This is a genomic window from Sphingomonas sp. Leaf32 (genome assembly GCF_001421765.1).
In the GTDB taxonomy this organism is placed as follows: domain Bacteria; phylum Pseudomonadota; class Alphaproteobacteria; order Sphingomonadales; family Sphingomonadaceae; genus Sphingomonas.
On the sequence record NZ_LMLA01000013.1, the window covers coordinates 1 to 22,657 of the forward strand.

The window sequence follows — 22,657 nt, forward strand, 5'->3', positions numbered from 1 at the left end:
TAACCTGAAGGTCACAGGTTCAAATCCTGTCCCCGCAACCAACCCTTTCACTAACGCCCCAGGCCCCGTCTCCAAAGAGATGGGGCTAGGGGCGTTGGGGCAAACGAAACGCTCAAGCCCCCGCTACAGCGGTAAGCGTGTTGGGTGTCGCCTTGGTTCAGACGGGCAGAGCGCACCACTTGTCGTCGCAGATGGATGCTTCTTAGCGAACAGCCTTAAATCTAACGGTTGCTCCTCCACGCGTGGAATACGGTCTGCGTTGCACATGTAAAATCCACACATAAATTGCTTCGACGAATACTGCCGGCTCGCTAGAGTGTCGTAATGGGACGACGATCGGATCATACGCGGTCAGAAATCGAACAGATGCTAGTGGTCGAGGGCCACAAGCACATGGCTGAAGTGGGTTTCGCCCGCTTTTCCGCGCGGGAAGTCGCGAAGCGGATCGGGTATTCGATCGGCACCCTGTACAATGTGTTCGGCAGTTACGATCGGTTTCTCTTGGCGATCAATACGCGCACGTTCCAACTGTGGACCGGCGACCTGCGAGCCGCGCTCGACAAGGGCGGTGACGATCGCATCCGTTGCTTGGTTGAGAGCTATTTCGCCTTTGCACGCAGCCATCGCAAGCTATGGCTGGCCATTTACGATCACCACCTGCCGCCGGACCTTGCCATGCCCGAGGATCAGGACCGGCTGCGTGGTGAATTGACGCGGATCGTGATGGACGAAGTCGCCGCCGCGCTTCCCGCCGCTGCCGCGCCGCAGGTTCCGTCGCTCGCGAGGTCGCTGGTGGCGACGGTGCATGGGCATTGCATGTTCGACATTGCCGGTTCGTTCGCTCTGATGGGGGAGAAGGAACCGGTCGAGATGGCGTTGGCCCGTGTGCGAGAATCTCTGACCGCCGCGGCTGCGCGCTATGCGACATGATCGATTGCCGCCGGCACGCCCGGAGGTGCCGGCCGACCGGTGTCGTAATTATCCCGGCGGGACTGCTTGCAATCCGAACAAGGGAGCACTCTCCGGATCGGCCACGCCTGCGGCAAGCGGTACGTCGTACGGATAGGCTATCTCCACCCAATGCGCCTCCGCATCCGACGTCCCGGCGTAGAGCCGTGTGACGGTGTCGCGCTGTTCGATGCCGGACGAAAACACCACATCGACCAGATCGGGGCGTTTGGTTGCTCCTGGGGCGAATTGGCTGCGACCGGCAATAATTTTCAGGTCGCGCCAGCGATGTTCGGCGGGGTCGAAGACGAAGGCGATCGCGTAATAATGGCGTGCGCTGTACATCGTATCGTCTTCGAAATAGGCGGCATGGGCGATCAACCCGACCTCGCCATTCGCGAGCAGATGCGCCTCGTTGACGCCGCCCCAGTCGAGCGGGTGGAACATATCGGCGAGCATGGGCGCCGCGTCGATCGCCTCGATCGTCAGCGCGTCCAGTGACCGCACCTCGGTATAGCCGATCGTACCGCGCCCGCCCTTTGCGCCGCGCGGGCGGGTGAACACCGCGACGCGTCCGTCAGCCAGTTCGCACAGTCGAATGTCCTTCATGCCCAGCGGGCCGGCGAAGAAACGTTCCAGCGCGAAGATGTCGCGGCCGCGATAGAACACGGTCCACCATTCGGGCAGACCGTCGCCGAAGCGGACCTCGACTCCGCCGAACACCAGCTCTCCCGCGATAAAGGTGACGAACGGGTCCTGCAGGTCGAAGCGGGGGGCACCGTCGATCGGGTGCCAGATGCCGTCGACCTCTTCGAAGAAGATCGCCGTCGAATGTTCGCTGTCGCGCCGTTCCACCCGGCCGGCGATCACGGTCCGTCCAGCGGAGCGGAACGGGGCCGAGATGTTGTAGACGTCGAGGCCGTCGACCCCGGCGAAGACCAGGCGTCCGGTCCGCCCGGAGGGGGCGGCGCCGGCAAAGGCTTCGTAGCGGGTGCGGACGCGGGGGATGCCGTTCGGGTCCATAAATCCTCCTGTTCCGTGCATCAGACGCCCATCGCGCGCCAGAGGGTGGCGAGCGACACCGTGCCCAGCGCCATCACCCGATCGGCGGCGCCGTAATAGACGCGCAGTTCGTCGCCATGGATCAGTGCGCCGCAACTGAACATGACCTGATCGAAGAAGCCGGTGACTTCATAGGGTTCGACCGGCTCGGCCAGCGGCTGCGCCAGACGCGAAACGACGATACGCGGGTCGTTCCGGTCCAGCAGCAGCGCGCCGAGGCTGTAGCGCTGCTCCGCATCGACACCGTGATAGATTTGCAGCCACCCGCGATCGGTCTCGATCATCTGCGCGCCGCCGCCGATCTTCATCGCCTCCCACCCGTCGCCGCTGCGCCCGGCAAGGTGATGGTGGTCGCCCCAGTGGAGCAGGTCGGGCGACTTCGCGATCCAGATTTCGGGCGTGCCGAGATGCAGCGGGGCGGGGCGATGCAGGCACCAGTAATAGCCACCGATTCTCCGGGGAAAGAGGCACACATCGCGATTGTCGGGGGCATGGATGATGCCGAGGCGCTCGACGGCGGTAAAATCGTCGGTCACCGCCAGCGCGGTGGCGATGCCGAGGTCTGACACGGCGGTATAGTTGATGTAGAACCGGCCATCGATCGGCGTGATCCGGGCATCCTCGCACCCGAAGCGTTCGCTGCGGTTCGCCGGGAACAGGAACGGGGCATCGTCGACCGTGAACGTCGCTCCGTCATGGCTGCGCGCGATGCGCAGATGCGACAGCGAGGTCAGGAACACGTTGCGCGGGTCGGCGCGCGACCGCACCATGCGCGGGTCGGAAAAGTCATAGGCGGGATCGTCGCGACGGAAGCTGCGGGTCGTGCAGCGCCATTCGCCATCGACCTCTTCGAGCAGCGGTACATGGACCGTCTCGTCATCGTCACCGATGACACTTTCGGCGACGCGGATCAGCAGGATCGTGTCGCCGCCATTGGCCGCGACACCGGCGTTGAAGGTGCCGTCGATCCGCCAGCCCGGGCGGCTGGGCCGGACCTGTTCGGGCGCGACGATAGGATTGCGCGGGCTGCGCTGAAGCATGGAGAGAGTTCCTTTTCGGATCGGCGGCGGTCACTTCAGCGAAAGCGACATGCCCTGCAGGAAATGGCGGCGGAACAGGATGAACAGCAGCACCAGCGGCAGCGTCTGTAGCACCGCGCCGGCCATCACCGGCCCGGCATAGCCGCCATATTGCTTGCTGAACGTCGCCAGCAGCACCGACAGCGGCATCCGGTCGGTGTCGGAAATCGCGATCAGCGGCCACAGAAAATTGTCCCAGGTGCCGGTGAAGGTGAACAGCGCGACGATGGCGATGATCGACTTGTTCAGGGGGACGACTATCTTCGTCACCGTCTGCCACAGGCTGGCGCGGTCGAGCCGGGCGGCGTCGAAATATTCCTCCGGCATCGTCCGGAACGACTGCGACATCATGTAGATGCCCCAGCCCGACATCATCGACGGTAGAATCAGCGCCCACAGGCTGTTGAGCAGGCCCATTTCCTTGATGAGGACGAACAGGGGCAGGATGAACATGCTGGTCGGGATGACCATCTGCAACAGCAGGAAGTCGCCGAAGAGCTTGCGCCCCGGAAACCGCATCCGGGCGAGCGCAAAGGCGATGAAGCCGGAAGTGAGCAGCACCGATGCCGTGACGGTCAGCGTCACCAGCGCCGATACGCCCAGCGCTCCGACGAACGGGCGGTCGAGCTTGTCCGCCGTCGCCAGCAGGAAGGCGAAATTGCCGAGGGTGAAGTCGCCTTCGAACAGGCCGGTATTGTAGATCTGCGCGGCGGGTTTCAGCGACGCGGCGACCATCCATGCGAACGGGTAGAGCCAGGTCAGCGCCAGCGCATAGATGGCGATGGTCGCGATCCAGCCACCGGGGCTGCGCCGGGCGAACAGGGACTTCAGGCGGGTCATGCCAGCACGACCTTTCGTTCGAACAACCGCCGGGCAAGCTGCACCAGCGCATAGGTGACGAGGGAGACGACGATGCTCATCATCGCGGCGTGGCTGGGTTGCAGGCGGCGGAACGCGGTTTCGTAGATCATCATCTGCGGCGTGGCGGTGCTGTCCGCAGGGCCGCCGCCGGTGATGATGAAGGGTTCGGTGAACAGCCCGAACGACACGAGGATCGCAAAGGTCAGCACCATCATCAACTGCGGGTTCATCATCGGCAGCGTGATGCGGGTCAGCCGTTTCCACGGCCCGGCATGGTCGAGCCGCGCGGCGTCGTAGATTTCCTTCGGGATCGCCAGCAGCCCGGAATAGAGGATCAGGCCGTAATAGCCGACGAACTTCCACGCCACGACCAGCGCGATGGCGAGCATCGCCAGCGTCGGATCGTTGGTCCACGGCACCCGCACGCCGAACGTGTCGAACAGCATCGTGTTGAACGGTCCGGTCGAACTGAACACCTTCGCGAACACCAGCGACAGCGCGACCCCGGACGACACGTTCGACAGCAGGAAACACAGGGCGACGAACCCCTTGCCCCGCCCGACATGCTGCAACCCGAACGCGACGATCAGCGCGCCCCCGAACGCGATCGGCAGGTAAAGCCCAAGGAAACGCACCACGTTCCACAGCGCCTGCAGGAATTGCGGGTCCTGTAGCGTCATCAGCAGGTTGCGTGTGCCGGTGAAGACCGGCTCGTCGAAGAAGCGCCACTGGGTGACCGACAGCTTCGCCAGCCAGAAGAACGGATAGGCCCAGAAGATCGCGGTGAAGAGCAGATAGGCGCCGGCGAGCGACAGCCCGACCACCGCTTCTCGTGAAAGGGGTTCGCGTGTCCTCATGCCGCCACCTCCAGCATCCGGTCCGTCCGCGCCGCCGCATCGGCCAGCGCGGGGGCGGGGCTTGTCGTTCCCAGCATCAGCGGTTCGACGAGGCGCGCGCTCATGATCTTTTGAATATCGATGGTATGTTCCGACAGCGCCGGCGGCCGCGCGGTCGCGACGTTGCCGGCATAGGCCCGCGCGATCGCGTTGCCGCGATAATAATCGGCGAAGGCGGGGTTGGTCAGCAGATCGTCGCGCGCCGGGGACAGACCGGTGCGCTGGAGCCACAACAGGTTCAGCGCCTCTTCGCCCACCACCCACGCAAGGAAGGCGAATGCTTCACGCTGGACGCGGCTGCTGCGAAAGATCACCGCGCCCTTGCTGTCGGAAAAAGTCGAGGCGGGCGTGCTTCCCACGGCCGGCGCGATCATCGGGCCGACCGCGATCCGCGTAAGCGTGTCGGGATAGATGTTCGCGAACCGTTCGACATCCCATGGGCCGCGCACCGCGCCGGCCGCCAATCCGGATACCAGCGGTTCCTCAGCATCGAAGTCGAGCGCGGTCCAGCCCTGCCGGTACATATGGTCGATGAAGCCAGCTGCCTGCCGTCCGGCCGCATTGTCATAGAGCGCGTGGGCGCCGGCCAGATAGGGCTGGCCCCCGGATGCGGCGTAATAATAGGAGATGAAATCGAACCAGCGATCCTGCCACGCACGCCCGGCGACGACCTGCATCCCGTAGCGCGACTGGCGCACCGCATAGCGTTCGCAGAAGCGATAGACATCGTCATAGGTCGCCGGTGGTTCGCCGAGGCCGTGCTGTTCGAGCAGGTCGGCGCGCCACCACAACAGCGTCGGGCTGGAATAAATCGGCAGCGCGGCGACTTGTGCGCCCTGCGTCCAGCCGGCCATGATCGATCGCATATGCCGCCGGTCGACCAGCGCGTCATAGCCCGGCATCGTCGCCAGATCGGCGACCTGCCCCAGCGCAGCGAGCTGTACCGCGAACCCGGAAAAGACGTTGGTGCACAGATCGGGTTCGGTGCCGGCGACCAGCGCCGACAGCACGGTGTCTTCCGAATTGCCGGCGGTGGGAATGGTGGTGAACTGCACCGGCAGGCCGAGGCGCGCGGCGTTCCACCGGGTGACGGCGATCTTCCAGAAACTCTCCTCCGCCGCGTTGGGTGCGATCCACAGCAGGATGCGGTCGGTGCGCCGCTCCGCCTGTTGCCGCCCGCAGCCGGCGAGCAACGCCGCCCCGCCCAGCGCCAGCAACAGGGCTTCGCGCCGGGTGGTCATGGCAGCGGGGTTCCCGCCAGCGCGGTAAGGGCGAACAGCCCCTCGATGGTCGATTCCGCGCCAGCGTTCGGGTTGATCCTGCCCGGGCCGACGATGCCGTCATAGGTCCGTCCGGTCGCGGGATCATAGACCGGGCGGCGCGTATCGTTGGTGCCGGCGAACCAGCGGCCGAGCGCCTGTGCGGTGGTGCGATGGCGCGGCTGACCGGTCTGGCGATAGGCTTCGGTCGCGGCGAGGATCATCGGGGCGAGGCCATAGGCGATCTGCGGGAAACGCTGGTGTTCGGGCGTGGCGAACCCGTCGATCATGTTCTCCAGCGTGAAGGACGACCGCATCTCGGTGCGCAGCAGATAAGGGTAGAAATGATCGACTTCGAGCAAGGCGCTGTCGATGAAGTCGCGGCGGTTCAACAGCTTGCCGGCGCGCAGCAGCGCATAGGCCTGCGCGTTGCCCCATGCGTGCCACTGGTTGCGCCAGCTCAGATGCACGCCGTGGGGGAAGCGTTTCGCGTCGCCCACCTGCATCATGACGAGGCCATCGCCGATCCGCCCGATCAGCTTGGCGGTCGCCGGGTCGCGGGTGCGGGCGTAATGCGGGACCAATCCGAGCAGCGCGGTCGATCCGGCATCGGCGCCGGATTCGAGCGGGAGCCAGGTGGGCACGATCAGGTTCGCGACCCGGACGGTGCCGTTCGCCGAAACGGGCAGATCGCGTTTGAGGTTCGCCACCAGTCGGTCCGTTGCCGCGCGGGCGCGCTTCGCGGTGTCGGGCGACAGGTGGGGCAGGGCGGCCTCCAGTCCCCATAGCGCGCGGAGCGACCACCAGTTCAGCTCGGCCAGCGAGGTGCGATAGTCGCGGTTGATCCGGCCATCGCCCCACAGGAAGTTGTGAAAATAGCCGTTATCGGCCTGCATGTGCAGGACGAAGCGGGTCAGCATCTCGATCTGGCGACGGCGGTGCGCATCGGGGCGCGGGGTCGCGGCCAGCAGGACAATGCCGCGCGCCACGTCGTCGACGCAGGTATATCCCTCGCGCGGTTCGATGGCGAAGCGATAGTCGGGCGCCTCGCTGTAGATATGCAGGATGCCGACCCGTTCGCCGCCCAAATCGCGTTCGGCATAGAGATGGTCGAAATGCGCCAGGTTGCGGCGCAACGCTGTTTTTTCGGTTGCCGCCACGCCGCTTTGCGGGCGCGCGAGGGCAGGCGTCGGCGAGCCGATCAGGGCAAGCGCCAGCAACAGGGCGGAGCGGGTGCGCGGGGTCTTTGCCGTGCGGGCCATGGGGTGCGGGTCGCTCCTCTCGATCGCCCCCGTTTGCCGGGTTGCAGGTTTATCGTTAAACTTTGGCGGTTGCGGCTGTCAACCCGGCGGGGTAGTCAGGCGATGATGGTGGAGCAACCACCCGGAGAGGATGCCATGGCCCGCGCGAAACGCGCCACGCTGAAATCGATCGCGACCGATCTGGGCGTGACGCATACGTCGGTGTCCAACGCCTATAACAACCCGGCCAAGGTGTCGAAGGACCTGCGCGACCGTATCCTCGCCCATGCCGCCGAGGTGCATTATGAAGGGCCGAATCCGGCCGCGCGGTCGCTGCGTACCGGGCGGTGCGGCGCGATCGGGGTGCTGTTCAACGACCAGCTGAGCTACGCCTTTACCGACGCCCACGACATCGCGTTCCTGCGCGGCATATCGTCGGTGTGCGAGGAGGAGGGCGCCAATATCGTCCTCATCCCGCTGAAGGACAAGCATCCGGAACGATTGGACAATCTGACCGCGATCGTCGACGGCTACATCCTGAACGCGCCCTACAGGAGCCATCCGACGATCCGCAAGGCGCTGGCACGCGGGCTGCCGACGGTGGTGGTCGATTTCGATGCGCCCGAACTGCCCAGCGTCCTGACCAACGACCGCGAGATGATGCGCAGCGTCGTTGCGCATCTGATCGGCCTTGGCCACCGCAATATCGGCATCGTCACTTTTCCCTGGTCGCAGGACCATGGCGAACTCTTCGCGCTCGACCGCGACGTATCGGACGAGAATCATGTCGTGCATGAGCGCGTGCTGGGATGCCGCGATGCCTTCGATGCGGCGGGCGTGCCGGTCGAGAGCATCCTGGTATGCGAGACACCCAATGACGAGGAAGGCGGCGCACGCGCGGTTGACCGGTTGCTGCGGCGTCAGCACGACCTGACCGCGATGGTCTGCTTCTCCGACCGGCTCGCCTACGGCGTCATGGCGCGGTGCCAGGCGCTGGGCCTGTCGGTGCCGCGCCGCATGTCGGTGACCGGCTATGACGGAATCGACCCGCCCGGCCGCCCGCCAGAGGGGACAAGGCTGACCACGGTGCGTCAGAATGCGTTCGAAAAGGGTCGGCGCGCGGCGGAGGCGTTGCTGCGGGAACCGGGCAAGGCGGGATCGCCGATCCGTATCTCCGCCGAATTCGTCGGCGGCGACAGCAGCGCCGCCGCATGGGAGCTGGAATCCGAATGACCGCATTGCAGTTGGAGGGGCTGACCAAATCCTATGACGGGGTCGATACCATCCGTGGCATCGACCTGGACGTGCGTGCCGGCGAGTTCGTGGTGCTGGTCGGGTCGTCGGGCTGCGGCAAGTCGACCGTGCTGCGGATGATCGCCGGGCTGGAGACGGTCAGCGGCGGCCGCATCCGCATCGGCGGGCGCGACGTGACCCGTGTGCCAGCGTCCGACCGGGGCGTCGCGATGGTGTTCCAGTCCTACGCGCTCTATCCGCATATGACCGTGCGCGAGAATTTGAGCTTTGGCCTCAGGAATATGCGGGTGGCAAAGGCGTCGATCGCCGAACAGGTCGCCCATGCCGCGCAGGTCCTCGAACTGGATGCGCTGCTCGACCGGATGCCGCACCAGCTGTCGGGCGGACAGCGGCAACGGGTGGCGATCGGCCGCGCGATCGTGCGCAATCCGGAGCTGTTCCTGTTCGACGAGCCGCTGTCCAACCTTGACGCCGACCTGCGCGTGCGGATGCGGCATGAACTGGCGGCGCTCCACCGGCGGCTGGGCGCGACGATGATCTATGTGACGCACGATCAGGTGGAGGCGATGACGCTGGCCGACCGTCTGGTCATTCTGGACAAGGGGCGGGTCGCGCAGGTCGGTACGCCGCTGGAGGTCTATGATCGTCCCGCCAATATATTCACGGCCGGCTTTATCGGCAGCCCGCGCATCAACCTATTCGACGCGGTGGTCGCTGGCCGGGACGGAACGTCGACCCTGTTCGAAATGGCTGGTGGCGTGCGGGTCGCGTCGGCACGGGGGGCGGCATTGGCGATCGGCGAGCGGGTGACGCTGGGGCTGCGGCCCGAGCACGTCCGATTGGATCGCGGCGGCGACGCCATCGCGTTGCCGATGACGGTCGAGGCGGTCGAGGCGCTGGGTCATTCGACTTATCTGTACGGCCAGCTTGCATCGGGCGATGCGTTTCGCGCGAAGCTGGACGGACATCATGCGATCGATGGCGCGATCACGCTCCATGCCGATCCGGTGCGGATGTTGGTGTTCGACGCCGCGGGGCAGGCGGTGGATTGAACCGCAGGCCCCGGCTATCCTGAAGACAAAACACGCCAAAACGCCTCGACTGCACGATCGGTTCCGGCTTAACCAGTTGCTAGGCATCCCGGTCTATGATGTTAGCGACCGAAGCGGGTAGCCGGGGGGCGACCCGCATGGGCTGCACGGGATTGAGCGAGCGATGGTTGAGACGGCGGTGTTCACCTATGGGTTGTTGGCCAGCTTCGTGCTGTCGGCGGCATCGCATAACCAGCGCGCGCAACGACCGAACCCGCCGATCATGAACTATATCGGCTATGTCCTGCTGGGCATGTCGGTGGCGGCCACCGTGCTGCTGACCGGCTATGCGCTGTGGCAGCTGATCTGACGCGGTAGCCGTCCGGGCGCGGAGTGCTTGTCAGAGCCGATCGACATTCAGCCCTGACGGCCTGCAAACGTCGGTTTCGTGCGCTTCGGGTGCTCACGTACCGATAGTACGCTGCGCTCCTGGTCGCACAAAACCACTGCTTTCGGCACGTCATCATCTGAATGTCGAACGATCGTAGGGCCGATCGATATTCACATTCTATTTCGTCACCCCGGACTTGTTCCGGGGTCCACGACGCGGCAATCAATGCGGTATGAGCCTCTATCGACCGCGATTGCGGCTTGGTGGACCCCGGAACACGTCCGGGTGACGAAGGGGCTGGAGGCGTCGATCAGGAACGGCACAGGGAATAGCTGAATGACGATCGGCCCTGACAGCGATCACCCTACCGGAAGACTTGCAGCAGTATAGCCGGATCTGGAAACGTAGGGCAGACTGTTCCGTCAGAATTGATGGCTCGCCGGCTTTTTGTGCTGTGTTACCTGACGTTTCCCCGACAGCACCCCATTCCGCAGCACCGGCGAAGCGAAACCCGCCTAGCCGCCACGTGACGATGGGGCCGCATGAACCGCCAACATCCACGGTACGTTAGCGCACATCATGGCTTGTCGCCCGCTTGGTTGATCGTTAAACCTATCATTAACTTCCGCAGCGATGACCGCATGAACGGCCACGACCCACCGGAAGCGATAGGGAGAGGACACGGCATGTCATCCGTAACGCGGTTCCGCTTGTTCAGCCTGGCCGGCACGGCCATGATTCTGATCGCCACGACGCCCGTACTGGCGCAGACCCCGCCGCCAACCGCCCCGGACGGCGCGGTGCAGGATGCGGCGACCGCGACCGACGATGGCGAAATCATCGTCACCGGCCTGCGCGAAAGTCTGCGCCGCGCCGTCGACATCAAGCGCAACGCCGATAACATCGTCGATTCGATCGTCGCCGACGACATCGGCAAGCTGCCCGACCAGAACATCGCCGAGGCGATCCAGCGTATTCCGGGCGTCACCATTTCGCGCGACAATGGCGAGGGGCAGTTCATCACCGTCCGCGGCCTCGGGCCGGCGTTCAGCACCGCGCTGTACAATGGCCGCATCCTCGCGACCGAGAATCAGGGGCGCGAGTTCAGCTTCGACATCCTGCCCGCCGAACTCATCAACCGGGTCGACGTGTCGAAGACGCCGACCGCATCGATGATCGAGGGCGGGATCGCTGCCACGGTCGACATGTACACCGCGCGGCCGTTCGATTTCAAAGAGGGCAAGGTCGCGCTGTCGGCACAGGCCAATTACGACAAGCTGCGCGGGCAATTCTCGCCGCAGTTCTCCGGCCTGCTGAGCAAGACGTTCGGCGACGGCGATTTCGGTATTCTCGGTGCCTTTTCCTATATCGACCGCAAGATCGAGGGGCGGCGCATCTTCACCGACGGGTGGGAAGCGAACCAGAATCTCGATCTGAACAAGGACGGCACGCCGGAGTTTCGCGGCGTGTCGATCCCGACCTACGTCGAATGGGGCACCAACAGCACCAACCGCAAGCGCATGTCCGGCCTGCTGACCGCGCAGTGGCGGGCCAGCGACACGCTGCTGCTGACGCTCGACGGGCTGTATTCGAAGCTGGACGTGAACGACGATAACAAGGTGTTCTTCGTCTATGGCGGCCCCGGCGACGTGACCGCCGCGACGGTCGACCAGAACAACACCGTCACCAGCTATACCGGCATCGCGTCGGGACCGATGTTCACCAACCAGATTCGCCCGCGCCTTGCCACAACCTATCAGGCCGGCGCGAACCTCGCATGGACGCCGTCCGACCGGTTGACCGGCACGCTCGATTTCTCGTGGTCGAAGGCGAAGGACGATACCGGCGGCAACCAGGCATGGTTCGAAAGCAACCTCGCCACGCCCGGCTATTCGCCGGCGGGCGTGAAGTTCGCCATCGGCCCCACGGGGATGCCGGTCTATACGGGGCTGGGCAATATCCTCGACACGTCGAACGCGAAGGCCGGGTTCCTGACCTATGAAGGTGTCAGCGTCGAGGACGAGATCTATCAGGTCAATTCGAACCTGAAATGGAATGTCGACACCGGCATCGTCCGGCGGATTTCGGGCGGCGTGAATTATTCGGACCGCAAGAAGTCGCGCTTTTCGTTCAAGACGCCCGACGCGCTGCAATGCCTGTATTGCGGGGCGGGGGTTTCGATCCCGTCGAGCGTGTTCACCGGCACGGCGGATGCGACGAACTTCCTCGGCACCGGCATGTTCGACAGCGCCTATCCGACCTATTCGGCGGCGGACCTTGCCAGATATCTGTTGAGCGATGCGGCGATCAACCAGCTGGCCAATCCGGCGGCGGCGCGCGCGGCGCTGGCGGCGAATGGCGGCGGCTTCGGCGTGATCCCGGTACCGGGCAATAGCGGGTCGGCGCAGGAACGGACCATCGGCGGCTTTGTCGAGGCGTCGTTCGGTGGCGATTTCGGGTCGCGGCGCTGGAGCGGCAATATCGGCCTGCGCTATACCCGGACCGACGTGACGTCGCGCGGCGTGGGGCAAGAAATCCTCGGCATCACCACGCCGGCCGGCGGCGGCGATCCGATCGTGAACCTGTCGAATCCGCAGCCGATCACCGAGAAGGGATCGTACAGCCAGTTGCTGCCCAGCGCCAACTTCAAGCTGGACGTGTTCGAGGACGTCGTGTTCCAGGCGGCGGTCGCCAAGACGCTGACCCGCGCGACGCTCAGCGACCTGCTGCTCATCCGCAACATCAATCCCCGCCCGCGCGAGCGGGCGATCACCGATGGCAATCCGGGTCTGGAGCCGATGATCGGGTGGAACTACGACGCGGCGCTGACCTGGTATCTCGACCGGTCCAGCTTCCTGAGTGTCGCGTTGTTCGCCAAGGACCTCGACAACCTGTCGGAATCGACGACGACGACGATCCAGGTCCTCGGCCTCGATTTCCGGCGGACCCGGCCGGAGAATATCGGCAGCCGCAGCTATCGCGGCATCGAGTTTTCGGGGCAGTACACCTTTACCGGGCTGCCCGCGCCCCTGGATGGCTTCGGCGTGCAGGCGAACCTCAGCTTCGTCGATCCCGATGCGACGACGTATAATGCCGTCGCCTTTTATGAAAAGGGGCCGCTCCAGGCGCGTATCGCGTACAATTACCGCAACGCCTATGAACAGACGCAGCAGGGCAATCGCGGACAACCGGTCAATGTCGATGCCTATGGTATCTGGGACGCGAGCATCAACTATGCGGTGAACGACAAGGTGACGTTGTTCGCGCAGGGCCTCAACCTGTTCAACGAAAAGACGTTGCTCTATTCGGTGTACAAGGAGCGGGTGATCGCGTTCGAAACCTATGGCCCCCGCTATGCGATGGGCGTGCGGCTGAACTTCTGAAGGCTGGCGGGGCTGGTCCTGCGACCGGCCCTTACCCTACCGATCGGCGCCGAAGGAACAGCAGCGCGAGCAGGCATCCGCCGACCGGCAGCAGCAGGACGGTACCGGCCAGCAGCGACTGGTCGGCGGTATCGGCGACGGGCGTGACCGTCATGGTGACGATGGTTGCCGAGATCAGGTTACCCGCGGCCGCAGCGCCCTTCAGAACGGCGAGGAAGAAGCCGACCGGGGTCGCTTCGGTCGAAACCTCTCCGCCGGCCGGGCGCTGTACCGCCAGCGTCAGCATCGCCCAGATCGCGATGTTCATCGCGGCCAGCGCAGCGCCGAGCAGCAGGAGCAGCAAGGTGCCGCCGATGCTGCGCGATCCGATCATCAGCCCGACCATTGCGACGATCGCCACTCCATAGCCGATCCGGGCGATGGCGACCGGCGGCAGGCGGCGGGACAGCGCCATCCATCCGGGCAGCGACAGCGACTGGCCGAGCGTGATCGTCGCCAGTGCCGGTCCCGCCCAGCCAGCATCGTGATGCACCGCCTGCCCGAAAAAGGGGAGGGTGCGCAGGAACAGCGGCACCAGCCCCGCCTGCACCGCGATTACCAGCAGCGTGCGGCGAAACGGGTCGTGCTGCCACAGGGCACGCAGCCGGCCCTTCGGCGACTGCCGTAGCGGCGGGGTGGGCCGCCCGCCCAGATGCCGCGTCGCGACCAGCGCGGTGGCGAGCGTCGCGGTATAGAGCGCACCGCCGACCAGCGCGCCGGTGGCAAAGGCGTCCTGCCGTGCGGCCGCGTTGGCCGGCGCCAGACTCCAGGTCGATGCCAGCGCGACGAGGCCTGCGCCGCACGCGCTGAAGATCAGGCGATAGCCCGATACCGACGTCGCATCGGCCGGCGTCCGCGCGACCCGCACCAGCAGCGTGTTATGGCCGACATCGCACAGCGAATAGCCGATGCGACACAGCAGGATCGCCGCCGCGATCGCCATCGGCCGATCCAGCGTGAACACCAGCCAGAACCCGATCGCACAGATCGGCGCGCCCATGACGATCAGTCGCCCGAGCCGGTCGCCGCCGCCATGCGCGTCCGCCCACAACGCGATGCCCAGATCGAACAACCCGTCCCACAGCATCGCCGCCGCCAGCAGCCCCCCGGCGATCATCGGCGGGAGGCCGGCGATCGTGACCAGATAGAACAACATGAAATTGTCGAAGCTGGTCCACACCACGCTCTTGCCGAAATTGCCGATGCTGTAGCCGATCTTCGTCGGCAGCGACGACGGGGTGGGGGCGGGGGAAGGCGACATGACGTCACGGCCTAGCGCCCTGCGATTTCATTTATTTGACATGCTGCAACTATACCCCTCGCACCATGACCCGCCCGAACCGCCCGCCGATCCCGCTGAGCGAACCGCAACGCCGGCTGTTGATGCAATTGCGGATCGAGGGGGCCGCTCCGCGTATCCGGCTTGCGCAGTCGCTGGGGATGAACGGCGCGACGGTCACGCGGCTGACGCAGACCCTGCTCGCGCTGGACCTGATCGAAGAGATGGATACCGCCGGAGCGGCGGCACGCGGTCGTCCGACCGTACCGCTGACGGTATCGGGGCGGGGCGGGTGGGCGATCGGCGCGACGCCGCATCCCGGCTGGCTGGAACTAGTGCTCGTCGATTTTCGGGGCCGGCCGCTGGTCCACGACACCACGCCGTTCGACAGCCCCGACCCGCGCGTCTTCGCCCGTGCGGTGGAGGCGCGATTGCAGGCGCTGGCGGCGTCGCACGGTTTCATGCGGGGCAAGTTCCTGGGACTGGGCGTGGCGGTGCCGGGCTATGCGCTCCCCGGTGACCGCAACCGCCGCGCGGTGGTCGACCGGGTAGCGGGATGGGACGACGTGCCGCTGGCCGACATCATCGGCGATGCGCTGGGTATGCCGGTCTGGATCGAAAACGACGCGAGCGTCGCGGCGCTGGCCGAATATTATCAGGACGGGATCATCGGTCGCTATCGGTCGGTGCTGACGCTGTTCCTGGGGCATGGCATCGGCGGCGGGCTGATCGCCGAACGCGATCTGTTCCTGGGCGAACATGGCAATGCCGGCGAGGTCGGCCGGCTGTTTCCCGGTCATGGCGAGCGACCATCGGGCATCGACCTGCTGCGCACGCTGCGCGAGGCGGGGGTCGACGTCACGTCGCTGGCGGAGATCGACGCGCTGATGGACATGCATCGCCCGCTGATCGACCGCTGGACCCGGCGGGTCATCGAACAACTGGAACAGGCGGTATTGAGCGGCATCGTCTGGCTCGACCCCGGCGCGATCATCCTGTCGGGGGCGCTGCCGCTCCGGCTGCTCAGGACCATCGCAGCCGGCCTCGACGAGATCGGCCGTCACCGCGACGACCGATACCGTGCGATCCTGCCGCCCGTCCTCGCGTCCCCGATCGGCAGCAAGGCGGTGGTGATCGGCGCGGCGATGATCCCGATCCACGCGATTACCACGCAACCATCGACGATTTAATTGCGTGTAAGCAAATAAAACTGTCACGCAGAACCGCCAAGCGGGCCGCCATCGACTTACTGGGGGCTTACCAATGCAGACCAATTTTCTGGGCGGCGTGGCGCTATGCGCGCTGCTCGCCTGTATCCATCCGGCCGCTGCGCAGACCGCCACGACCACGACGAACGAGTCGACCGAGGACGCGCCGGCATCGGACATCATCGTCACCGGATCGGCGCGCCAGCAGCGCCGGTTCGACGTGTCCTATGCCGTCAATTCGCTGAGCCAGGCCGAAATCCAGAAATTGGCGCCCAAGAGCACGACCGACCTGATCGGCACGTTGCCCGGCATCCATGCCGAGGCGACCGGGGGTGAGGTGCAGAACATCACCCGCGTGCGCGGCATCCCGACCGATCGCGGGTTCCTCTATTATCAGCAGGACGGCCTGCCGCTGTTTCAAGAGCTGGACGGCTATTTCTTCAACCAGGGCGACGGCATGAACCGCCTCGACCTGATGACCGACCGGATCGAGGTCGTGCGCGGCGGACCGGCGCCGATCTATGCCAGCACCGCGGCGGCGATCGCCAACGTCATCACCGTCACCGGCACCGCGACGACGCGGGGCAAGGCGCAGCTGACGCTGGGCGATACCGGGCTTTATCGACTGGATGCCTATCAGGCCGGGCCGGTGTCGGACGATACCTATTATGCGGTCGGCGGCTTCCTGCGCCACCATGACGGCTATCGCAATTCGGGCTTCCCGTCGGATCGCGGCGGACAGATCCGCGCCAATATCCGCCACGACCTGGCCAACGGCTTCGTGAAGCTGTCGGGCCAGTATACCGACGACCACAACCTGTTCTACCTGTCGATCCCGACCGCCGATCCGCGCGATCCGTCGGTCAGCCTCGACAAATATATCGACTATTTCACCGGCACGTTGAACAGCCCGTCGCTGCGCCAGGTGAACATCAAGTATCGCGACGGCGCAGGCGTGATCCAGAACCAGCGCGGCGACCTGGCCAACGGCCGGCATCTGCGGTTCGGCAATGTCACGCTGAATTACGAAGGTGACTTCGGCGACTGGCACGTGTCGGCCAAGGGCGGCGTGACGCAGGGCAAGCTGCATTTCGACGCCTTCTATTCGACGTCGAACCCGGCCGATGCGACGACCTTCGCCAATAATTTCCGCGCGGCGGCGACGACCGCGTTCGGCGCGAATGTCAGCCGGCTGGGCTACAGCATCGCCGGCACCAACGGCGCGACCGCCTACAACCCCGCCGCCGATTCCGGGCTGGTGATGCAGGCGCAATATCGGTCGATCGAGAATGATTTCCATTCGACGCAGGGCGACCTGTCGGTCACGCGCAAGCTGGAAACCGGGTTCGGGTCCCACGATCTGCGCGCCGGGGTCTATACGTCCTTCTGGGGCCAGAAGACATTCAACGCCTATCAGAACCTGCTGGTCGAGGTGAAGTCGCGTCCGCGCACGCTGGACCTTGCCGCCTATGACGCCGCCGGCAACGTGCTGGGCTTCGTCACCGACAAGGGCGCGCTGGCCGAGGCGGCGACGCTGGGCGGGGGCGCGGCCGATGGGCAACTCTTCGCGCTGTACGGCACCGATACATGGGACTTGACCGACCGGCTGCGCATCGATGCCGGGCTGCGGCACGAATGGTACAGCTATGACGGGTTCGGGCGGTTGTCGGCCAACTATAATCTGGGCGATCCGACGACGCTGGCCGACAACAGTACGCGCGGGTTCACCGGCGCGATCGGCACGCTCAAGCTGAAGCAGCAGGCGACCAACTGGACGATCGGCGCCAATTACGACGCGACCGGCAATATCGGCGCCTACATCCGCGCGTCGCAGCTGGAGGTGCCGCCCAACACCACCATCACGCTGAATTATCCAGTCGCCGCGATCGTATCGACCAAGGCCAAGCTGTATGAAGCGGGCGTCAAGTTCGCCGCCGGGCGGTCGTACCTCTACGTCACGGGCTTCTACACGAAGTTCGATCCGCTCAATGCCAGCTTCGCCGCGTTCAACCCGGCGACGGGCCGCGCGGACCAGGTGACGAACTTCATCGGCACCGCCGAGACCAGGGGGATGGAGGCCGATGGGCAGTTGCGCGTCGCCGGACCCTTCTCGCTCGCCGGGTCGGTCACGTTCCAGAACCCGCGCTACCTGAACTTCAGCAGCAACACCGGCGCGGATGGCAGCCGGGCGAGCGGCAAGCAGATCATCCGCGAACCGAAGCTGTTCCTGAACGTGCGTCCGACCGTCGACCTCGATGTCGGCGCGGCGGCGGTCAGCGTCTATGGCCGCTACGACTATGTCGGCCGTCGCTATACCGACTTCTTCAACAGTACCGCGCTGCCCGCCTATGGCGCGTTCGGCCTGGGCGGCACGGTCAGCAGCGGCGACTGGCAGGTGCAGGTCGTCGGCGACAACATCACCAACGCACATGGCTTTACCGAGGGGAATACGGCGGGCGACCGGTTCGGACAGGGCGTGCCGACCGCGATCTTCGGCCGGCCGCTGTTCGGGCGCAACTTCCGCCTGATCGTGAGCCGCAAATGGTGATCCGGCCGCTGCTCGCCGCGCTTGCCGCCTGTGTCGTCGCTTCGGCGGCACAGGCGGCCCCGGCCGATACGATGCGCCGTATCGGCGATCCCAAGGGCGGGATCATCGCGATCGCGCATCGCGGCTGCCATGCCGCCGCGCCGGCACGGAAGCTGGGCACGACGCCTGAAAATTCACGGGCGGCGCTGCTGCGCTGTGTTGCGATGGGTGTGGAGGTGATGGAAACCGACGTCCGGCGCACCCGCGACGGCTATCTGGTCATGGTGCATGACGATAGCGTCGACCGCACGACCGACGGCACGGGGCGGGTCGCCGACCTGACGCTCGCCCAGATCCGCGCGTTGCGGCTGCGCGACGATCTGGGCGGGGCCGGCGCGACGCTGACCGATGAACGCGTGCCGACGCTGGACGAACTGCTGGCGCTGGCGAAGGGCCGGATCGTCCTGAACCTCGACGTGAAGGACGCGATCTATGGCGAGGTGGTCGATGCCGTCGTGCGAGCGGGCGCGGTCGACCGGGTGATCGTCAAGACCTTTGCCGGGATGGGTTCCTCCCCGCTGGCGTCGATGGCTCCCTATGACCGGGTGCCGTTCGCGATCATCCCGATCACCGCTGCACCGCAGGCGGGCGACGTGCCCGCGATCATCGCGCGGCAGGCCGGCGGGGGGCGCCGCCCGATCGCGGTCGAACTGCCCCGACTGCCGCTGGCGACACTGCCGGCCAGCGTAGCGGCGGCGCGGCGGGCTGGCATGGCGGTGTGGGTCAATACGCTGTTCGAAGGCTTCGTCACCGATCTGGGCGGCGACGCGGCGGCTGCGCGCGATCCCGACGCGGTGTGGGGACGCCTTGCCGACAGCGGCGTGCGCCTGATCCAGACCGATGCGGTCGAGGCCCTGCTCGACTGGCGGCGGAAGCGGAGCGCCGGCACGGCGAAGTGATGGGAAACGCGGGAGTGTCGCTATGGCACTCCTGCGACTGCGGATCAGCGATCGGGGGCTGGTTGGCAGCCCCGACATGCCTGACCGCTATGCAATCGAAAGCGGTCCGGTGGCGACGACGGGTCCGGTGGGCGTGGACAGGGGAGAACCGCCGGCCGGCTCGATCGAGATGGCCAGTACCGCACCGGGCCGTAACCCGTTCCGCCTAGCTGCCGGCAGGGTCAGGCGCGTCGCGGCACCGGTCGACAACAGGCCGAGCGACCGTGGTGCACCGTTCTCGATAAGCCACAGCTCCGCGACCTTGCCGACGGGGGCGATCGTCGTCGACGCGATCCGGATGCTTCCCGCTTCGCGATCGATCATGGCGGCAATCGACGGTCCGGCACCGGTGGCCGGGGCAAGCGCGGCGACCAGGACCTCCCGCTCGGGACGCGCGGCTGGCGGTGTCGTTACCGGCGGCGTGCTGACGGGGGCGGGAAGCATGACGACGAGCACGGCGGCAGCGGCCGCAGCTACGATCGTCAACGGGATCAACATCCTGCCAAGGCGACGGTTCGGCAGGGCCGCCGGCAAGCCGATGTCGTCAATCAAGCCCGCAGGTGCGGCGACGGGGGGATATTCCGCGAGAAGTTCGGCGAACTGCGTCCGCCACCATTCCACTTCGCGCGCAAAGGCGGGATCGGCCAGCGTACGGCGAAGCGCTTCCGCGCGCTCCTGGCCGTCCAGAAGGCCAAGCGCGAATTCGCCTGCAAGCATGTCGGGTTCAGTCGTCACCGACGCACCCCTTCAGGCTGAGCAATCCACGACGCGCCCAACTGCGTACCGTCGGTTCCGGGACACCCTTGGCACTGGCGAGTTGCGCGTAGGTCAGGCCGTTGAAGAACGCGGTCCGAATGGCGTCGCGGTGTCTAGCGTCCAGTGCGTCGAGGCAATCGTGCAATCGCTGCGCTTCCTCCGAACGGGCCATTTGCGCATATTGGTCGATGCGGTCGTCCTGAACCTCGCTGGCGTCTTCGATGGGACGCGTCATGCGGGCGCTATAGGAACGAACCCAGTCGATCGATCGGTTGCGCGCGATCGTGCCGAGCCACGACATCGGATGGGCTTTTCCCGGGACGAAGCCGTCCGCGCGTTTCCAGATCAGATTGAACACTTCGTGCAGCACATCTTCGGCGGCACTGCGTTCCCGGCAGATCCGCAGGCAGATGCCGAACAGCGACGCCGATGTCAGGCGGTAGAGCTGGCCAAGCGCCTCGCGATCCTCCCGGCCGACGCGCGCCAGCAGCTCGCAGATCGCGAGGCGGGCATCGTAGGGATCGGTTGCGCTCTTCTCCACGGCGACGGGGTAGTAGAACGACGGATCGCGCGCAACCTGCCGCCGTTCCCGAATGACGTTGCCACGCCGCCCTCTAACCGCCCGATCAGGCGATACTGGGTGTCGATCAAGGGACCGCGTCGCCGTCCGCCGGCCCATCGATCGTCGTCACGTGCCGGCCATCATACTTCACCGCCAGCGCGAGGCATGACCGGATACGCTCGCCATCTACCAGCACCGTGCGGGTCACATATGCCCCCGATTGCTGCGCCGTGGACCCCGGAACAAGTCCGGGGTGACGGAGAGGCTGGAGGCGGCGATCAGGAACGACACCGGGTGTAGCTGAATGTCGATTAGTCCTACGACGGATTAAGCTCGACCATCACCACGTCATTCTCGCGCATGGGTATCTGCGTACGGGCAATGCCGTCCCGCCCCACCTGTACCTGCGTGACGGCTGGTGTATCGGTCGTCAGCGATTGCAGCTTGTCCAGTTGGGCCGGTGTCAAGGTCGAGGGGCGACCCATCCGAAGATAGGTCGTATAGGCATCGTTGCGATCAAAACCGGTCAGCCGGATATGCAGGCTGTACCGTCCCGGCTTCAATCCGCTGACCTTGAGCGCCAGCGGCGTGGTGTCGGCGGGCGGCCGGATCTTCGTGAAGAAGGGGCGGTTGCTTGACGGTTGTTCGGGCAGCACGTCGCGCCACGCCAGCACCTTCAGCGCGTTGCCCTTCAGCGTCGCGATGCTCGCCTCGTCCGTGGTGCGGAGTTCGCGGTCGCCTAGTTCCGCCAGATATTTGTAGGCGAACCACGACGCCTTGCGAATGCCCTGCGGGTTCATCAGCCCGAACCCGCCCTCGAACGGTTTGCCTTGCGGTCCCGGCTCTTCGAACAGATCGCTGTAGGTCCAGTAGCTCATGCCCTGCGCCAACCCTTCGGTACGGCGCAGCTTCGACAGGATATAGGCCGCGCCCAGATAGTCGTCGTGGATCGGATCGCGCGGATTGTAGCTGGTACTCCATTCGGTGAAGAACAGCGGCAGACCGGCATAGCGCGTGGCATCGATCTGCCCACGCACTTTGCGGACGTCCTGCACGATGGCATCGGGATTGCGCGACAGCTTGTTGTCGCCTTCGCCCTTTTCGTCGAGGAAGCCGCCCTCCACGCCATAGGTATGGGTGGTGACGAAATCGATCGGCAGCTTCTCCCGCTCCACATGGCGCAGGAACTCCGGCACCCAGTCAGCGCCGGCGGTCGATGGTCCGCCGACGCGCAGGGCGGGGTCGATCGCCTTGATCGTGCGCGCGGTGCGTCCGTAATAGTCGAAATAGGCCTGCTGATCGCCCTTTTCCCAGAATCCGGCCAGATTCGGCTCGTTCCAGAATTCGAAATACCAGCTGCGGACCTCCTGCCGGCCGTAGCGGGCGATCAGATGCCGGACGAATGCGTCGACCAGTGCCGTCCATTTCTCCGGTTGCGGGTGCGACGTGTTGCCCTTCCAGTAGAAGATGGTCTGGTTCGACTGCTTCATCGCATCGGGCGTGAACCCCAGTTCGACGAACGGCTTCAGCCCCATGCCGAGCAACCGGTCGTAGAGACGATCGAGCCGCGTCCAGTCATAGACCGGCTTGCCATTGATCTCGCGGTAGGTCCCCAGTTCGTCGGCGAAGACGTGATGGAACCGGATGTACCGGAACCGCAGTTCCTTCTGCACCGTCGCCAGTTGCGCCAAACTGTCCTCGCGGATCAGCGTGCCGGGAAAATCGGACCCGATCGACAGTTGCGCCATGCGATCGCGCGGTCTGGTTTCGCCGTGCATGTCGATGGCGATCTCACGCACCGTCGCGCGTTGCGCCACCGCCGGTGCGATGCCTGCGGGCGACAGGATGACGCCGAGGGCCATCGTCGACGCGAGCGATGCGGT

18 protein-coding genes and 1 pseudogene are annotated in these 22,657 nt (G+C 65.5%); 8 read left to right on the plus strand and 11 right to left on the minus strand.

The window, feature by feature from the left end; all coding sequences use genetic code 11:
• The first annotated feature begins 366 nt into the window (after positions 1 to 366).
• Positions 367 to 930: a TetR/AcrR family transcriptional regulator gene (locus ASE83_RS16735; protein ID WP_235513029.1), complete on the plus strand. Its 564-nt coding sequence runs from the start codon at positions 367 to 369 to the stop codon at positions 928 to 930.
• A 48-nt stretch (positions 931 to 978) separates the two neighbouring features.
• On the opposite strand, the gene ASE83_RS16740 is transcribed toward ASE83_RS16735, so the two are convergent.
• From ASE83_RS16740 to ASE83_RS16765, 6 genes are read right to left on the minus strand one after another with little or no spacing between them, the layout of a single operon-like run.
• Positions 979 to 1,971 carry a DUF1861 family protein gene (locus tag ASE83_RS16740; RefSeq protein ID WP_082443093.1) on the minus strand — a complete coding sequence of 331 codons (993 nt, stop codon included), beginning with the start codon at positions 1,969 to 1,971 and terminating at the stop codon, positions 979 to 981.
• Between the two features lie 20 nt (positions 1,972 to 1,991).
• On the minus strand, positions 1,992 to 3,050 hold the full coding sequence (locus tag ASE83_RS16745) for a glycoside hydrolase family 130 protein (RefSeq protein WP_055793075.1): 1,059 nt from the start codon (positions 3,048 to 3,050) through the stop codon (positions 1,992 to 1,994).
• 30 nt (positions 3,051 to 3,080) lie between these two features.
• Positions 3,081 to 3,929: a carbohydrate ABC transporter permease gene (locus tag ASE83_RS16750; protein ID WP_082443094.1), complete on the minus strand. Its 849-nt coding sequence runs from the start codon at positions 3,927 to 3,929 to the stop codon at positions 3,081 to 3,083.
• Positions 3,926 to 4,807: a carbohydrate ABC transporter permease gene (locus ASE83_RS16755; RefSeq protein WP_055793078.1), complete on the minus strand. Its 882-nt coding sequence runs from the start codon at positions 4,805 to 4,807 to the stop codon at positions 3,926 to 3,928. Before ASE83_RS16755 ends, ASE83_RS16750 begins: the two co-directional genes overlap by 4 nt.
• Positions 4,804 to 6,087, minus strand: a complete 1,284-nt coding sequence (locus ASE83_RS16760) for an ABC transporter substrate-binding protein (RefSeq protein ID WP_055793081.1) — start codon at positions 6,085 to 6,087, stop codon at positions 4,804 to 4,806. Before ASE83_RS16760 ends, ASE83_RS16755 begins: the two co-directional genes overlap by 4 nt.
• Positions 6,084 to 7,367 (minus strand): hypothetical protein, encoded by a 1,284-nt coding sequence (locus ASE83_RS16765; protein WP_055793085.1) that lies wholly within the window; start codon positions 7,365 to 7,367, stop codon positions 6,084 to 6,086. The genes ASE83_RS16760 and ASE83_RS16765 overlap by 4 nt, the downstream gene beginning before the upstream one ends.
• Positions 7,368 to 7,502: 135 nt before the next feature.
• Here ASE83_RS16765 and ASE83_RS16770 point away from each other — a divergent pair, with 135 nt between their 5' ends.
• The 4 genes from ASE83_RS16770 (at position 7,503) to ASE83_RS16785 (ending at position 13,405) form a co-directional block, all read left to right on the plus strand.
• Positions 7,503 to 8,579 (plus strand): LacI family DNA-binding transcriptional regulator, encoded by a 1,077-nt coding sequence (locus tag ASE83_RS16770; protein ID WP_055793088.1) that lies wholly within the window; start codon positions 7,503 to 7,505, stop codon positions 8,577 to 8,579.
• Positions 8,576 to 9,652, plus strand: a complete 1,077-nt coding sequence (locus ASE83_RS16775) for an ABC transporter ATP-binding protein (protein ID WP_055793091.1) — start codon at positions 8,576 to 8,578, stop codon at positions 9,650 to 9,652. The genes ASE83_RS16770 and ASE83_RS16775 overlap by 4 nt, the downstream gene beginning before the upstream one ends.
• A 163-nt stretch (positions 9,653 to 9,815) precedes the next feature.
• Positions 9,816 to 10,001 carry a hypothetical protein gene (locus tag ASE83_RS16780; RefSeq protein WP_055793094.1) on the plus strand — a complete coding sequence of 62 codons (186 nt, stop codon included), beginning with the start codon at positions 9,816 to 9,818 and terminating at the stop codon, positions 9,999 to 10,001.
• Between the two features lie 707 nt (positions 10,002 to 10,708).
• Positions 10,709 to 13,405 (plus strand): TonB-dependent receptor, encoded by a 2,697-nt coding sequence (locus ASE83_RS16785; protein ID WP_055899503.1) that lies wholly within the window; start codon positions 10,709 to 10,711, stop codon positions 13,403 to 13,405.
• A gap of 31 nt (positions 13,406 to 13,436) precedes the next feature.
• On the opposite strand, the gene ASE83_RS16790 is transcribed toward ASE83_RS16785, so the two are convergent.
• Positions 13,437 to 14,705, minus strand: coding sequence for an MFS transporter (locus ASE83_RS16790; RefSeq protein ID WP_055793101.1), 1,269 nt, complete (start codon positions 14,703 to 14,705; stop codon positions 13,437 to 13,439).
• A gap of 65 nt (positions 14,706 to 14,770) precedes the next feature.
• Between ASE83_RS16790 and ASE83_RS16795 the strand changes: the two genes are divergently transcribed.
• From ASE83_RS16795 to ASE83_RS16805, 3 genes are all read left to right on the plus strand, one after another.
• Complete coding sequence (locus ASE83_RS16795) at positions 14,771 to 15,913, plus strand: ROK family transcriptional regulator (protein ID WP_235513031.1); 1,143 nt, start codon at positions 14,771 to 14,773, stop codon at positions 15,911 to 15,913.
• Positions 15,914 to 15,986: 73 nt separating this feature from the next.
• Positions 15,987 to 18,479, plus strand: coding sequence for a TonB-dependent receptor (locus ASE83_RS16800; protein WP_055793104.1), 2,493 nt, complete (start codon positions 15,987 to 15,989; stop codon positions 18,477 to 18,479).
• On the plus strand, positions 18,473 to 19,417 hold the full coding sequence (locus ASE83_RS16805) for a glycerophosphodiester phosphodiesterase family protein (RefSeq protein ID WP_055793107.1): 945 nt from the start codon (positions 18,473 to 18,475) through the stop codon (positions 19,415 to 19,417). Before ASE83_RS16800 ends, ASE83_RS16805 begins: the two co-directional genes overlap by 7 nt.
• 87 nt (positions 19,418 to 19,504) lie before the next feature.
• Here the strand turns inward: ASE83_RS16805 and ASE83_RS16810 are convergent, their stop codons facing one another.
• From ASE83_RS16810 to ASE83_RS16820, 4 genes and pseudogenes are all read right to left on the minus strand, one after another.
• Complete coding sequence (locus ASE83_RS16810) at positions 19,505 to 20,191, minus strand: anti-sigma factor (RefSeq protein WP_055793110.1); 687 nt, start codon at positions 20,189 to 20,191, stop codon at positions 19,505 to 19,507.
• Complete coding sequence (locus ASE83_RS16815) at positions 20,181 to 20,891, minus strand: sigma-70 family RNA polymerase sigma factor (RefSeq protein ID WP_082443098.1); 711 nt, start codon at positions 20,889 to 20,891, stop codon at positions 20,181 to 20,183. Before ASE83_RS16815 ends, ASE83_RS16810 begins: the two co-directional genes overlap by 11 nt.
• Positions 20,860 to 20,982, minus strand: a complete 123-nt coding sequence (locus tag ASE83_RS18720; protein WP_443024329.1) for a hypothetical protein — start codon at positions 20,980 to 20,982, stop codon at positions 20,860 to 20,862. Before ASE83_RS18720 ends, ASE83_RS16815 begins: the two co-directional genes overlap by 32 nt.
• 232 nt (positions 20,983 to 21,214) lie before the next feature.
• Positions 21,215 to 22,636: pseudogene (locus tag ASE83_RS16820) on the minus strand (GH39 family glycosyl hydrolase); the annotation flags it as partial.
• Positions 22,637 to 22,657 lie beyond the last annotated feature (21 nt).

Excerpts from the sequence above, each read along its gene's own strand:
- ASE83_RS16735 (WP_235513029.1), top strand. The coding sequence starts at position 367 with ATGCTAGTGGTCGAGGGCCACAAGCACATGGCTGAAGTGGGTTTCGCC.
- ASE83_RS16740 (WP_082443093.1), bottom strand. The coding sequence starts at position 1,971 with ATGGACCCGAACGGCATCCCCCGCGTCCGCACCCGCTACGAAGCCTTT.
- ASE83_RS16745 (WP_055793075.1), bottom strand. The coding sequence starts at position 3,050 with ATGCTTCAGCGCAGCCCGCGCAATCCTATCGTCGCGCCCGAACAGGTC.
- ASE83_RS16750 (WP_082443094.1), bottom strand. The coding sequence starts at position 3,929 with ATGACCCGCCTGAAGTCCCTGTTCGCCCGGCGCAGCCCCGGTGGCTGG.
- ASE83_RS16755 (WP_055793078.1), bottom strand. The coding sequence starts at position 4,807 with ATGAGGACACGCGAACCCCTTTCACGAGAAGCGGTGGTCGGGCTGTCG.
- ASE83_RS16760 (WP_055793081.1), bottom strand. The coding sequence starts at position 6,087 with ATGACCACCCGGCGCGAAGCCCTGTTGCTGGCGCTGGGCGGGGCGGCG.
- ASE83_RS16765 (WP_055793085.1), bottom strand. The coding sequence starts at position 7,367 with ATGGCCCGCACGGCAAAGACCCCGCGCACCCGCTCCGCCCTGTTGCTG.
- ASE83_RS16770 (WP_055793088.1), top strand. The coding sequence starts at position 7,503 with ATGGCCCGCGCGAAACGCGCCACGCTGAAATCGATCGCGACCGATCTG.
- ASE83_RS16775 (WP_055793091.1), top strand. The coding sequence starts at position 8,576 with ATGACCGCATTGCAGTTGGAGGGGCTGACCAAATCCTATGACGGGGTC.
- ASE83_RS16780 (WP_055793094.1), top strand. The coding sequence starts at position 9,816 with ATGGTTGAGACGGCGGTGTTCACCTATGGGTTGTTGGCCAGCTTCGTG.
- ASE83_RS16785 (WP_055899503.1), top strand. The coding sequence starts at position 10,709 with ATGTCATCCGTAACGCGGTTCCGCTTGTTCAGCCTGGCCGGCACGGCC.
- ASE83_RS16790 (WP_055793101.1), bottom strand. The coding sequence starts at position 14,705 with ATGTCGCCTTCCCCCGCCCCCACCCCGTCGTCGCTGCCGACGAAGATC.
- ASE83_RS16795 (WP_235513031.1), top strand. The coding sequence starts at position 14,771 with ATGACCCGCCCGAACCGCCCGCCGATCCCGCTGAGCGAACCGCAACGC.
- ASE83_RS16800 (WP_055793104.1), top strand. The coding sequence starts at position 15,987 with ATGCAGACCAATTTTCTGGGCGGCGTGGCGCTATGCGCGCTGCTCGCC.
- ASE83_RS16805 (WP_055793107.1), top strand. The coding sequence starts at position 18,473 with ATGGTGATCCGGCCGCTGCTCGCCGCGCTTGCCGCCTGTGTCGTCGCT.
- ASE83_RS16815 (WP_082443098.1), bottom strand. The coding sequence starts at position 20,891 with ATGGGCCGGCGGACGGCGACGCGGTCCCTTGATCGACACCCAGTATCG.